Source organism: Streptomyces sp. NPDC005574 (assembly GCF_040605435.1).
In the GTDB taxonomy this organism is placed as follows: Bacteria; Actinomycetota; Actinomycetes; order Streptomycetales; family Streptomycetaceae; genus Streptomyces.
In genome coordinates, this window is sequence record NZ_JBEXCW010000019.1 from 70,654 (window position 1) to 84,433 (window position 13,780).

8 protein-coding genes and 1 pseudogene are annotated in these 13,780 nt (G+C 70.9%); 1 reads left to right on the plus strand and 8 read right to left on the minus strand.

Annotation, left to right across the window (positions count from 1 at the left end; genetic code table 11):
• The first annotated feature begins 4 nt into the window (after positions 1-4).
• Positions 5-1,414, plus strand: a complete 1,410-nt coding sequence (locus ABZT03_RS15655) for a polysaccharide pyruvyl transferase family protein (protein WP_356039023.1) — start codon at positions 5-7, stop codon at positions 1,412-1,414.
• A 173-nt stretch (positions 1,415-1,587) separates the two neighbouring features.
• On the opposite strand, the gene ABZT03_RS15660 is transcribed toward ABZT03_RS15655, so the two are convergent.
• The 8 genes and pseudogenes from ABZT03_RS15660 to rplU form a co-directional block, all read right to left on the minus strand.
• Positions 1,588-2,811 carry a glycosyltransferase family 2 protein gene (locus tag ABZT03_RS15660; RefSeq protein WP_356039025.1) on the minus strand — a complete coding sequence of 408 codons (1,224 nt, stop codon included), beginning with the start codon at positions 2,809-2,811 and terminating at the stop codon, positions 1,588-1,590.
• Between the two features lie 258 nt (positions 2,812-3,069).
• Positions 3,070-5,211, minus strand: a complete 2,142-nt coding sequence (locus ABZT03_RS15665; RefSeq protein WP_356039028.1) for a hypothetical protein — start codon at positions 5,209-5,211, stop codon at positions 3,070-3,072.
• A gap of 158 nt (positions 5,212-5,369) precedes the next feature.
• On the minus strand, positions 5,370-6,869 hold the full coding sequence (locus ABZT03_RS15670) for a bifunctional cytidylyltransferase/SDR family oxidoreductase (protein ID WP_356039031.1): 1,500 nt from the start codon (positions 6,867-6,869) through the stop codon (positions 5,370-5,372).
• An 879-nt stretch (positions 6,870-7,748) separates the two neighbouring features.
• Positions 7,749-9,299, minus strand: coding sequence for an alkaline phosphatase D family protein (locus ABZT03_RS15675; RefSeq protein ID WP_356039133.1), 1,551 nt, complete (start codon positions 9,297-9,299; stop codon positions 7,749-7,751).
• A gap of 297 nt (positions 9,300-9,596) precedes the next feature.
• Positions 9,597-10,928, minus strand: a pseudogene (locus ABZT03_RS15680) (FG-GAP-like repeat-containing protein); the annotation flags it as partial.
• A gap of 438 nt (positions 10,929-11,366) precedes the next feature.
• The gene (gene obgE / locus ABZT03_RS15685; RefSeq protein WP_356039034.1) at positions 11,367-12,803 is read right to left on the minus strand and encodes a GTPase ObgE; all 1,437 of its coding nucleotides are present in this window, start codon (positions 12,801-12,803) and stop codon (positions 11,367-11,369) included.
• 127 nt (positions 12,804-12,930) lie between these two features.
• Positions 12,931-13,185, minus strand: a complete 255-nt coding sequence (gene rpmA, locus ABZT03_RS15690; RefSeq protein WP_356039038.1) for a 50S ribosomal protein L27 — start codon at positions 13,183-13,185, stop codon at positions 12,931-12,933.
• A gap of 14 nt (positions 13,186-13,199) precedes the next feature.
• Positions 13,200-13,520 carry a 50S ribosomal protein L21 gene (gene rplU, locus ABZT03_RS15695; RefSeq protein WP_030601628.1) on the minus strand — a complete coding sequence of 107 codons (321 nt, stop codon included), beginning with the start codon at positions 13,518-13,520 and terminating at the stop codon, positions 13,200-13,202.
• Between the last annotated feature and the right edge of the window lie 260 nt (positions 13,521-13,780).

Sequence of the window (13,780 nt, forward strand, 5' to 3'; positions counted from 1 at the left end):
CCACGTGAAGCGCATACTCCTCAGATCAGGGAAGAGCCCCTACGACGTCGTTCCTGTGGAGGAAGCCCTCCACCGCGACGTGATCGCCACCAACTCCGGCAACCTGATCTTCAGTGATGCCGCCCACAAGATCCTCGAGACGCCTGACGTCGAGGTCGTCTCGAACCGCATGCGGATCGACCCGACCGCGGCCGGGCGGATCAACGAGGAGTACGACGCGTTCGTCGTACCCCTCGCCAACGCCTTCCGGCTGTCGTTCGAGCCCGCGCTGCAGAAGCTGACGCGGCTGATCACCAAGCTGAAGATCCCGGTCGTCGTGGTCGGTGTCGGCGCGCAGTCCTCGCTGGACTACAACCCGGACCGGCTGAAGGCCATGGAGCCCTCGGTACGCGAGTTCGTCTCCGCGGTGCTCGACCGCAGCGCCACCATCGGTGTGCGCGGCGAGTTCACCGAGCAGTACCTGAAGGGCATGGGTTTCCGGGACGTCGAGGTCATCGGCTGCCCCTCCCTCTTCATGTACGGCAAGGAACTCGCGGTGCACAAGCCGGCGACGGCGCTGACCGCCGACTCCCGGATCGCGATCAACGGGTCGCACAGCGCGGTGCGCACCCAGGGCATGGACCAGGTCATCCGCCGCACCCACGCCCGCTACCCGAACCTGCGGTACATCGCGCAGAACCTCAGTGACGCCAAGCAGTTGCACTGGCGGGACCTGTCGCACCCCAACGGCAAGGTCACCGGGATGCCGTCGCACCCGGACCACCCGATGTACGCCGAGGACAAGGTCCGCATCTACATCGACCCGGTCACCTGGATCGACGACCTGCGCGACTTCGACTTCTCCTTCGGCTCCCGCATCCACGGCAACATCGCGGCCCTCCTCGCGGGCACGCCCGCCACCGTGCTGACCGCGGACTCGCGGACGCTGGAGCTGTGCCGTTACTTCGACATCCCGCACCAGCGCATCGACCAGATCCCCGAGGACCTGGACCCGGCGCGGCTGTACGAGGAGGCCGACTTCACCAAGCTGTCCGGCGGTCACCAGGAGCGGTTCGAGCGCTTCACGGGCTTCCTGGACAAGAACGGCCTGCAGAACACCTTCACGCACGGCGACGGCGGCGCGGCCTTCGAGGCCCGCATGCGGAAGCTGCGCTTCCCGGCGGGCATCCGCCCCTGGAACGACATGGACCTCGACTCGCTCACCGCGCGGTTCGGGTTCCTGCAGAGCCGTATCACCCAACTGTCGAAGGACAACGCGCAGTTGAAGCGTGACGTGGCGCGGGCCAAGACGCCGGTCAAGCCGGCCGCGGTGTCCGTCAAGCCGGCCCAGGACGCTTCGTCGACCTCGGTCTACCGCCGGGCCCGGCGTGCCGTCGGCCGTCCGCTGCGGCGCCTCCAGCCGGGCCGCGACTAGGAGACTCCCCGTCCGGAACGACTCCGGGCGGACCGACATGCGCGTGCCGACCACCGGTCGGTACGCGCATGTGTGCGTGGGGGCCGCCCCGCCGCAACTGCGCGACGGCGCGGCCGGGTTCGCCGCCGCGGTCGCCGCGCCGGCTGCTCGCTGACAGCCGTACGGCCGGCCGGTCATGCCGCCGCCGCCCGGTCCCCGGGACCGTCCTCGCGGGAGGGCAGGATGCGGCGGGCCCTGCGGGCCACCCGGCGCACCAGGGAGTCGATGCGGTCCTCCCGGTAGCCCGGGAACGCGCGGGCCTCGCGGGGCGGGGCGAGGTAGACGGCGTCGGGTATGCCGGCCGTCCGGTCGCGGAAGTGCGGGTAGGCCAGGTAGAGGCGGCTGCCCTTGCGTTCCAGGACGGCGGCGGGCGTCTTCTTGCTCCTGACGAACGCCACGACCTCTTCGAGGAGTTCGGGCCGGCTGGTGGCGACCAGGTGCAGCCGCAGTCGCTCGTGGACCTTGAGGCGGCGGGCGACCTCGTCGTTCCAGTACGCCTCCAGCAGGGGTTTCGCCAGCTCGAACTTCCTGCGCCGGACGGACTCGTCGTCCTTCAGGTACTTGGGGCCGAACTGCGGGAGCAGGGTGACGACGAAGGGGCGGACCATGAGGGTGTCGCGCCGAGGTCCGGCGGGCACCATCTCCGCTATCAGTCGCATCAGGGCGCGGGCGGAGTCGAAGCGCAGGGTGTAACTCCCCCTCTTCGTCACGTGCTTGCCGTCCTCGCGGCCCACCAGGTAGTAGCAGGTGTGGTCGGCTATCACGGAGACGCCGTCGGCCCGCAGGTAGGCCTCCATCGTGAACAACGCGTCCTCGCCGGTCCACAGGGACTCGTCGAACCGCATGCCGTGGCGTTGCAGCAGGGCGCGGCGGAAGAGCTTCTGCGCGCTGAGCGTGAACTTGATGTTGGAGGAGAAGACGTCCGTGCGGTCCAGGTTCTGACCCCACATCGACTTCGGCGCGGCGCGGTTGACGCCCTCGACCCGGCCCACGACCACGTCCGTGCCGTTGCGGTCGGCGGCGGCGACCATCCGCTCCAGGGCCTCGGGGCCGAGCCGGTCGTCGGCGTCGAGGAAGAAGACGTACCGCCCCGCGGCCTTGCCGAGGCCGACGTTGCGCGGGCCGCTGGGGCCACCCGAGTTCTCCTGCCGGATCACCGTGACCGGCATGGGGGCGTCCGCCGCGAACTCCTCCAGGTACTCCCCCGTGCCGTCCGTCGAGCCGTCGTCGACCGCGATCACCTCGAGGCGCGCCGCGTCGAGGGTCTGGGCCCGGACGGAGGCCAGGCACTCCACCAGGTACGGCATCGCGTCGTACGCCCCGATGATCACGCTCACATCAGGCTGCGGCAGGGTCACTCTTCCCCCTAGTCATGGAACATTTCCCCCGTATCCACCTATTGGCTACCTGGAAGACGGTCGGGTGGTGCGAGGGGTTGCCTGCGCCCCACCCCTCCGTGACCGAGGTCACCCGGCGGGCGAACAGCCTCACCTCACGGTAGGGCGGGCGGGTAAGAGCGACGGCGCGAACGGTAAAGCGAGGGCGAGAACACCGAAAGGGCCCGGCCCCGGGAAGTGGTTCCCGGGGCCGGGCCCTTGGTCGGCGAGCGAGCGCGGTCAGCCGGCGGCCACGCCGTCCGGGTCGCCGGGCGTCGAGGCGGCCCGCGGCACGGGCATCGCGTCGGCCATCTCCTCGGCCTCCTCCGCGCCGGCGGTGGCGACCCGCGCGTCCTGGCCCACGTTGCGGGTGTCGGCCTTGACCGCCAGGTTCGTCACCGCGGTGTTGAACTGGACGATGGAGGCCGGCTCGTCCGGGCCGAGCAGGTACTGCTTGAGCTCGCCGCGGTCCGCCGCCAGCGGGTCGGACGCGGGGTCACGGACGGCCGCGAGCAGCGCGTCCAGTTCGGCCGCGCCGTTGGAGAGGATCACCGCGGCGCGCACCGCGGTGTTCTGCCGCTTGAACTCCTCCACACCGAGCTCCGCGGAGTCGGTGACCGCGTACGGCTTGCCGCTCGCGATGAAGTCGGAGACGACGCTGGAGATGTCGGAGACCATGCCGTCACAGACGTTGAAGCAGTCGTACAGGCGCGGCTCGGCGCCCGTGATGACCCGGTGCTCCCAGCTGCCGAAGGAACGCCAGTAGGCGTCGTTCCACTCGATGCGCAGCCGGGCGATCTCCTCGTGCTTCTTGACGTCGACCAGCCCGTCACGGGTGGCCTCGGCCTCGTCGCCCTTCTCGTCGCCGGTGCCGGACAGTTCCGCGATCCGGGCCTGGACGCGGGCGAGTTCGGCCTTGGCCGCGGCCTGGGCGGTCGCGTCGGCGGCGAAGCGCGGGTCGGCTGCCCGCTCGGCGGCCGACTTCTCGATCAGGGCGGTGATCCTGCGGTGCGCGGCCCCTGCCTGGGCGCTGCGCGTGCCGGTGAACGGGTGCGGCTTGTACAGGACACGGACCGGCGGGTCGGCCTGGACCAGCCCGCGCACGATGTTCTCGCCCGCGAGCAGGAGGGAGGTGTTGCCGGGGTTGTCGTCCCAGCCCTCCCAGGTCGGCGCGTACAGCACGGTCGGGCAGCTCTCGCCGGCGGCCGCGTCACCGGGCGTGCCGGAGGCGTCCGTCGAGGTCCGGATCGGCGCGAGCTGCGGACGGCCGACCTCCACGATGTCCTCGTCGCGGACGCCGACGTCGGCGATGGCGTAGCGGTCGCGGCCGGCCCGGCCCGCGGTCCACACCTCGTCGTACACCTTGCTGAACGGGTTCACGCTGGCGAGCTTGTCGCTGTCGCCGTGCCCGATGAAGACGTGCTTCATGGTCGGCACGCGCAGCAGGTGGATGTTCTTGCCGACGTTCGCCGCGTACAGCGCGACCCGCACCGTGGACAGGTCCATGTTCATCAGGTGCACCCCTCCGGGCACGCAGATGACGGGGACCGTGGTGGGCGCCAGGTTCTGCAGTATGACGCGCTCACGCAGAATGATCAGCGGCCGCGACTCCAGCTGCTCCATGGTCTCCAGCCACATGTTGACCTGGTACGTGGAGTCCCTGGAGCCGGAGAAGTAGAGCACCGTCTGCGGCCGGTAGTCGCGCAGCCACTCGTCCACGGCGGTCAGTACCCGGTCGGCGTTCGGCGGTATTTTGCTGCCGCGCACGTAGGGCACCAGCGCGGCGACGTAGAGCGTGCCCACGACCAGCGTGACGCCGACGCCGACGAAGGCCGCCACGGCCGTGTCGGTGGCCCCGGCGACCAGCAGGCCGACGACCGCCGCGAGGTCGAGGTGGAGCATCTTCTCCGCGGAGCGGTTCAGCAGGCCCTGCGGCGGGGCGTCCGGGATGCGGATGCGGGCGGCCAGGTCGACGTTGCGGGTGGCGACCGGCATCCGGCGGCGGTTGCGGATCAGGGTGACCAGCGCGCCGTGCGGGGCCTGGAGGCCGTAGAAGGCGATGAAGCAGGCGATCGCCGCGTAGAAGACCAGGCCGTCCGAGAGGTCCAGGCGGGCCAGCAGCAGGATCAGGAGCAGCTGTCGGATCAGGAAGCGGATCGACAGGCCGGCCCGCACCTTGCTGAGGCGGCTGACCAGGTAACTGTTCCTGCGGTGCAGGAAGTGGTCCGCGAGGTACGTCACGGCGGTCGCCGCCGCGAAGGCGGGGACGCTCGGGACGAGCGCGGCCAGCATGAGGCAGGGGTAGCCCAAGATCATGAGGACCGCCGCGGCCAGTTCGGCCGCGCTGCCCACCCGGGCCACGCGAATAGCGGTGGATATCACGGAGAACCTGCTCTGGGAGGGGTGCCGGTTGTTAAGGCAGAAAAAGTCCGGAAAGCGAATGGTGAAGGCTCCGGGAGTTTACGGATTCAGGCCCCTGTGAATGCTCGGCGAACGGGCAGCCACAGAGGCCTGAATAACGGAACGCTATTTGCTGCTGATTATGCCACGCCGTCCTGACGGTCCAACACGCTGGCCAGGGCCTGCTCGAAGCCGGTGGCCTCGCCGGCCGGCGCGGTCGGGTCCTGCTGGCGGACGTCGATGACGTGCCCGGTCAGCTCGGACAGCAGCACGTCGAGCGAGGTGCGCGCGACGGCCTCGGAGGAGAGCAGGGAGCCGGCGGGCTCCTGGCCGAACGCCTTGGTGCGCATCGGCGTGGCGGTGCGCTCCGGGTTGACGCAGTTCACCCGGATGCCGTCACCGGCCCACTCGTCCGACAGGGCCTGGGTGAGGTTCACCATGGCGGCCTTGGTGGAGGAGTAGAGGCTGTACTCGGCGCGGCCGCGGGTGTAGCTGCTGGAGGTGTACAGCAGCAGCTGGCCCTTGGTCTCGGCGAGGTACTTGTAGGAGGAGCGGGCGATCTGCACCGGGGCCAGGTAGTTGACCTTCAGCGCTTCCTCGATGGTCGCGTTGTCGGTCTCGGCCAGCTTGCCGATGCGCAGCACGCCCGCGGTGTTGACGACGTAGTCGATGCGCCCGGTCTCGCCGTACGCCTTGGACAGCGCGTCGTCGACCTCCTCCGGGTTCTCGACGTGGGTGCCGGTGGTGGAGCGGCCCAGCGCGTACACCTTCGCGCCGTAGGACCCGGCGAGTTCGGCGATGTCCTTGCCGATGCCGTACGAGCCGCCGAAAACCACGACGGTCTTGCCGGTGAGGAGTTGACGGTAGTCCTCCTCGCCGTTGCGCTCGGGCGTGGCGGTGGAGGCCAGCTGGAAGAGCTTGTCGGCGATGAAGACGTCGACGGGCTGGGTGACCTTCATGTTGTACTCGTCGCCCGCGACCACGTGGATCGGGACGTCGGGCAGGTACTTGAGGACGACCGAGCAGTCGTCCGTCGCCTGGAAGTTGGGGTCGCCGGCGGCGACCTCGTAGGCCCGGCGGATGGTCGACAGCTTGAAGGCCTGCGGGGTCTGGCCGCGGCGCAGCCGGGCGCGGTCGGGGATCTCCGTGATGAACTCGCCGTCCTCGCCGTGCGTGCGCGTGACGATGATGGTGTCCGCGGAGGGGATGGCGACGTCGACGGCCTGGAAGCGCTCCAGGGCGGTGACGCAGTCGTCGATCACACGCTGTGACAGCAGGGGGCGTACGGCGTCGTGGAAGAGGACGTTGCGGTCCTCGCCCGGCGCCAGGCCCTCGCCGAGGGCGGCGATGGCCCGCTCGGTGGTCTCGTTCCGGGTCGAGCCACCCTCGATGACCTTGGTGACCTTCCGGAATCCGGCCTTGGCGACGATCTTCTCGACGTCGGGCACGTAACCCGGCGCCATCAGCACGATGATGTCGTCGATCGAGTCGGCCTTCTCGAAGGTGGTCAGGGTGTGCTCGATGACTGCCTTGCCGGCGATCTTCAGCAGCTGCTTGGGGATCGACAGACCCACCCGCTGGCCGGTGCCACCGGCCAGGATCACTGCGGTGGTACGGGGCTTGGCTATGTGCTGTGACACAGGTGACCTACCTTGGGGCGACAGGGAACGTGGAAATGGTCCCACTCCTGGTTACCGCAGTGCAAGGTGAGCGCCGTCCACTGCATATGTGCGCGCAACCTGTCATTCACCTCGCACTCCTGGTGATCGCGGAGACCGTCCGGTGATGGCGTGAATTTGCTGTGAGTAAATCCACAGGTGTCCGTTTCGCGGCGGATGACGAGGCGGGACGAAATGTCGCGCTCGGGCCGCCGCGGCGGTTCCCCGCAGCACCGGCGGAGCACTCTACGGGGTCCTCGGACCGCCTCCGGCCGACCGCCCGGGCTCCGGCTGGCCGCCGGCCCTCCCCCGGGCCCGTGGCGGGCGGTGATCGGCTGCGGCCGACATCCCCGGCAGGGACCCGCGGGACGGCCTGACCGGCGGGTCGCCGGTGCTCAGCGCCCACGGGTCACCGGCCGCGTCGAATTACCGCGGGTGGCCGCGGCCATTCCGGTGACGCGTTCGGCCGTCCTGGTGGGCGGTCCGCCGCCGGTCCCGTGACGGTGTGAGGGCTGTGTACGCGTTCTTCATATGCGTGACGGCACTCTTGTGGACCGGCTGTGAATACGGTCCACCCGGAAACTCCTTTCACCCGCAATGCCGGGCCGGGATTCCGGAGCGGGGAATCGGCGGCATTCCGGATCCTGGAACGCGTCCTTGAACGGGTCTGGAGTGGCCCGGCGCGACTCCGCGGGTGCGGCGAACGGCGCGGAGCGACTCCTCGGGTGCGGCGAACGGCGCGGAGCGACTCCTCGGGTGCGGCGAACGGCGTGGAGCGGCTCCGCGGGTGCGGCGCGGTCGGAACGCGAAGGGCCCGGAACACCTCCGTGTCCCGGGCCCCGTCATACGCGGTTCACGGCCTCACACCGAGTTCACACCCGGCCGGTCCGCCTCGACCCGGAGCCGGGCCAGGGTGCCGGCCACGGCCTGCGGCTTCAGCACGGTGTCCACGGTCCGGACCCGTGCGTCGATGCCGTCGCGGCGGATGTCGAAGAGGTGGTAGCCGCGGTGGGCGTCGATCACCTTCCAGTGCGGGTTGTCGGCCCGCAGCGGGTCGAACTGGGCGTGGAAGGCCGCCTGGTCCTGGTCGCCGTTGCTGGCGATCGAGGTGCCGACGAACTCCGCGCCAACCACGGCGGAGCCCGGGTCCGCGAAGTCCTGCTTCAGGTCGCTGATCATCGTCAGGTGGCGGTCGCCGCTGAGCACGACCGGGTTGCGGACGTTTTGGAACTCCTGGAGGAGGGCGTTGCGCTCGGCCTGGTAGCCGTCCCAGGCGTCGTAGTACCAGAGCTTGCCCTCGCCGACCTTCAGATCGGTCTCGGCCATCATGATCTGCGAGGCGATCAGGTTCCAGCGGGCGGGCGAGCGGCGCAGCCCGTCGAGCAGCCACCGCTTCTGCCCGGCACCGAGCATGGTCAGCGCCGGGTCCTGGGCGCCGGCCTGGCCGGTCGCCTGGTCGCCACGGAACTGCCGGGTGTCCAGCACGTTGAGCCGGACCAGGCTGCCGAACTCCAGGCGGCGGTACATCTGGATGTGCGGGCCGTCCGGGATCGCCGTCGCGCGCACCGGCATGTGCTCGTAGTACGCCTGGTAGGCCGCCGTCAGCCGGGTCACGAAGGCGTCGTGCGCCTGCTTGTCCGGGTCCTGCGGGACCTCTCCGGCGAAGTCGTTGTCGACCTCGTGGTCGTCGAAGGTGACCACCCAGGGGGTGGAGGCGTGCATCGCGGCGAGGTCCGGGTCCAGGCGGTACTGCGCGTACCGGTTGCGGTACTGGGTCAGCGTGTACGGCTCACCGCTCCCCTCGTGCCGGCGCACCGCCGTGGCCGAGGGCGCGGACTCGTAGATGTAGTCGCCGACGAACAGCACGAGATCGGGATCCTGTTCCAGCATGTCGGCGTACGGCGTGAAGTAGCCGTGCTGCCAGTTCTGGCAGGAGGCGAGGGCGACGCGCAGGGTGCCGGCGGAGCTGAACGGGTGCGGGGCGGTGCGGGTGCGGCCGACGGGCGAGAGCCGGCCGCCGGCGCGGAAGCGGTACCAGTACGCGCGGCCTGGGCGCAGTCCTCGTACATCCACGTGAACGCTGTGTCCGTACGCGGGGTCGGCCTGGGCGGTGCCCCGGCGCACGACCTTCTTGAAGCGCGGGTCCTCCGCCAGTTCCCACCGCACGGGCACCGCACGGTCGGGCATGCCGCCGCCGTTCAGCGGGTCGGGAGCGAGCCGCGTCCACAGCACGATGCCGTCGGGCAGCGGGTCGCCGGAGGCCACGCCCAGGCTGAACACGCCCTCGGGCAGCGGGGTGTCGGTCGCGTGGGCGGCGGCCGGCAGCCACAGCTGGGCGGAGGCGGTGACGCCGAGCACGGCGGCACCGGCGGTCAGAAAGCGGCGTCGGTCGGGGGCGGTTGCTCCGGTCATCGGCGGACTCCCTTGCGTCGCTTGCCACATGGACACATGGAAGCTCACGCTTCGGGACGGTCCGCCCGCTGAACGCAGCGGCTCGCGTGCATGACAAGTTGGGAGACAACGGAAAACGGGCGGCCGGTGAGTGCGGTCAGTGGGCGAACCCGGTGCCCAGCCGGCCTTCCTCCCGTCGGTGCCGAGCAGTGCGTTGCCGAGGACGCTCGTCGCGCCCGGGGTGACCGGGCCGGCCGCGCCGGTCAGGAGGGCCCACACCGATCCGGAGTCGGCGTTCTCCCCCGGCGCGCCCACCGCGAGGTCGGCCCGCCCGTCGCCGTTCACGTCCCCGAGGTGCACGGCCGTGCCGAACACGTCCTCGCTCTCGGCCGCGCCCGGCACACCGGGGGTGTCCTGGGTGACGACCCGGGCGCCGGTCCCGGTGCACCCGTCCGCGGTGCCGCGCAACATCACGACCGACCCCGCGTCGGCCACCGGTCCCAGGCTCTCGCCCGGCCCGCCCGTGACGACGTCCTGGTGGCCGTCGCCGTCGACGTCGGCCACCTGCACGCCGGTCCCGAAACCGTCCCGCGACTCGGCGGTGCCCGGCACCCCGGGCGCGTCCTGGTTGAAGAACGTAGCCCTGACCCCGTCGGGCGCTTGGGCGGTGCCCGGGATCCAGGTGATACGGCCGCCCTTGGCTCGGTAGGTGTCGAGGTCGCTGTCGTACCCGTCGACGGCCCGGCCCACCACGATGTCGTCGTAACCGTCGGCGTTCACGTCGCCGACGTCCAGGTTCTCGCCGCCCTGGAGGGCCGCGCCGTCGACGTCGTGGACGAGGGCGTAGGGCGTGAACCCCCGGCGGGTGCCGTACCAGTACACGATCCGGCGGGAGTCGAACTCCACGGCGTCCTTCTCGGCGGCCACGACGTCGGTGAGGCCGTCGCCGTCGATGTCACCGACGGCCAGGTCCATGACGTAACTGTCGTAGGCGTCCTCCACCACCTGCTCACGGCCGGCGGCCGAACCGCTGCGGGTGGAGGGGCCGCCGGTCAGGGACAGGTCGTGCTGGTTCACGACGGTGACGAGGTCGGTCGCGCCGTCGCCGTCGGCGTCCCCGGCGGCGAGACGTCCCTGGAAGCCGAGGTGGTCGCCCTCCTGGCCGGACCGCACCAGGGTCGCGGCCGACAACCCCCGGCCCGCGCCCCAGAACACCTCCACCAGGCCGGAGTTGAGTCCGTCGGCCGTGTCCTCGCCGGGGACCCCGACGACCAGGTCCGCGAAGCCGTCCCGGTCGAGGTCGGCGGTGGTGAGCGCGCTGCCGAACTGGTCGCCGGCCTCGGCCGTGCCCGGGACGCCGCCGCGATTCTGGGTGAACACCCGCTCCGCGCGGGTCCTCAGCCCGGTCGCCGAGCCGTAGACCACCGCCACGTATCCGGCCTTCGCCCGGCCGCCGACCCGCGCGGAGGGCACCCCCACGGCGAGATCGCCGTAGCCGTCCCCGTTGAAGTCGTCCTGGAACCCGGGCGCGACGGGCGTGACGGGCGGGGCGTCGTCGGCGGTGGCTCCGGCGGCGGGCAGCGCCACCGCGCCGGTGACCACCAGGACGCTGGCGAGGCCGGTACGCCCCGTGTTTCGCTGCGCGCCCATGTCGCGTCCTCCCGGTCGGTGCGGGGCGTGGCAGCGGGGACGACCGCCACCCGCGTGGTCGCCGAGACGACGCCACCCGCGGCGACCGGGAGGACACGGACGTCACCGCTCTCCCGATCCGCGCGGGAGTCGGCGGCGCATGCCGTCCGGCGTCTCCACTCGCACCGCCCGGTACGACTCACCGCCCCGCCGGTTGGTTGCCCCGCCGTCCGCCGGGAGTTCACCCGGCGGCGACACGAAAACGGCGGGCGCGCCCGAAGGCACGCCCGCCGCAGAGGTCCGGCTCTCGCCGCACCCGAAACCCCACCGGACCGCGGGGCCCGGCCCACTCCGGAACGGCTTGACGAACCGGCGAGGTCCGCCCCCTCCGGAACGGCTCGACGAACCGTGAAGCCTCGCCGCCCCGCCAAGGCTCGACGACCTGAAGGATCCGCCGGGTCAGAACGGCTTGAAGTCGTCGAACTCCTGCGCCGCCTCGTCCCGTTCGGCGTCACGGTCGCGGCGTCGCTGGGCGGCGGGGCGCGGGGCCTCCATGCGGTGGTCCTCACCGCGGCGGCCGAGCATCTCCGCGCCGGCCATGACGGTCGGCTCCCAGTCGAAGACGACCGCGTTCTCCTCGGGGCCGATGGCGACGCCGTCGCCGGAGCGGGCCCCCACCTTCATCAACTCCTGCTCCACACCGAGCCGGTTGAGGCGGTCCGCGAGGTAGCCCACGGCCTCGTCGTTGCTGAAGTCGGTCTGCCGCACCCAGCGCTCCGGCTTCTCGCCGCGCACCCGGAACAGCCCGTCCTCCTCCTGCACGACGGTGAAGCCCGCGTCGTCGACGGCCTTGGGCCGGATGACGACCCGGGTGGCCTCTTCCTGCGGCTTGGCCGCGCGCGCCTTGCCGACGACGTCGGCGAGCGCGAACGACAGCTCCTTCAGGCCCATGTGCGCTACGGCCGACACCGCGAAGACCTTGTAGCCGCGCGCCTCCAGGTCCGGCCGCACCATCTCGGCGAGGTCCTTGCCGTCCGGCACGTCGATCTTGTTGAGGACGACCATCCGCGGCCGGTCGCCCAGCCCGCCGTACTCGCGCAGCTCGGCCTCGATGATGTCCAGGTCGGACAGCGGGTCGCGGTCGGACTCCAGCGTCGCGGTGTCCAGCACGTGCACGAGGACACTGCAGCGCTCGACGTGCCGCAGGAACTCCAGGCCGAGGCCCTTGCCCTGGCTGGCGCCCGGGATGAGCCCCGGCACGTCGGCGATGGTGTACACGGTCTCGCCGGCGGTGACCACACCGAGGTTGGGGACCAGCGTCGTGAAGGGGTAGTCGGCGATCTTCGGCTTCGCCGCGCTCAGCACGGAGATCAGCGAGGACTTGCCCGCGCTCGGGTAGCCCACCAGCGCCACGTCGGCGACCGTCTTGAGCTCCAGGACGATGTCCTGCAGGTCACCGGGCACTCCGAGCAGCGCGAACCCCGGGGCCTTGCGCCGCGCCGAGGACAGCGCCGCGTTGCCGAGCCCGCCCCGGCCGCCCTGCGCGGCGACGTACGACGTGCCGTGGCCGACCAGGTCGGCGAGCACGTTGCCCGCGCGGTCCAGGACGACCGTGCCGTCCGGCACCGGCAGGACCAGGTCCTGGCCGTCCTTGCCGGAGCGGTTGCCGCCCTCGCCGGGCTTGCCGTTGGTGGCCTTGCGGTGCGGCGAGTGGTGGTAGTCGAGGAGCGTGGTGACGGACTGGTCGACCGTGAGGATGACGTCGCCGCCACGGCCGCCGTTGCCGCCGTCGGGTCCGCCGAGGGGCTTGAACTTCTCACGGTGGACGGAGGCACAGCCGTGACCCCCGTTACCCGCGGCGACATGCAGTTCGACGCGGTCCACGAAGGTGGTCATGTGGGTGCCTCCAGCACTTCAAAACGTACGGTTGTGTCTACTGCTCTAACACGCGAAAGGCGGACCCGCCTTCCCACCCGGGAAGTGAGGTCCGCCTCGCGCGACGAAGCGTTCGATCGAGCCTGTGTCAGGCGACCGGAACGACGTTCACGACCTTGCGGCCACGGTTGGTGCCGAACTCCACCGCACCGGCCTGCAGCGCGAACAGCGTGTCGTCGCCGCCACGGCCGACGCCCGCGCCGGGGTGGAAGTGGGTGCCACGCTGGCGGACCAGGATCTCACCGGCGTTGACGACCTGACCGCCGAAGCGCTTCACGCCGAGCCGCTGAGCGTTGGAGTCGCGACCGTTCCGGGTGGACGATGCGCCCTTCTTGTGTGCCATCTGTTCTCAGTCCCTTACTTCGCAGCCGCGGGGATCTCAGTGACCTTGATCGCCGTGTACTGCTGGCGGTGGCCCTGACGACGGCGGTAGCCGGTCTTGTTCTTGTAGCGCAGGATGTCGATCTTGACACCCTTGTGGTGGTCCACGACCTCGGCCTGGACCTTGATTCCGGCCAGCACCCACGGGTCGCTGGTCACGGCTTCGCCGTCGACCACGAGCAGGGTCGAGAGCTCGACCGTGTCGCCAACCTTGGCAGTGGAAATCTTGTCAACCTCAACGATGTCGCCGACAGCAACCTTGTGCTGGCGACCACCGCTGCGCACGATGGCGTACACGCGGATCTCACTCTCTCGCTCGGAACGGGATCCCCGCAGTCCAGCCGCCCGGCACGCGAGCGGCCTCTCCGGAGCACTCAGTGCCCTGGAGGATGAGGTTTACGGGGATGCGGCGCCTAGGGAACACGCCGACGGTCTAGGTTACGGTCCCGCTCCCACAAGGGTCAAACCGAGCTCTTGACGGGCCCCGCGGACCGCCCCGCGAGGCCCGCCGGGCGCTCGTCCCGAACCGGGCGCGCGGACGCGAACAGGCGCGGGAC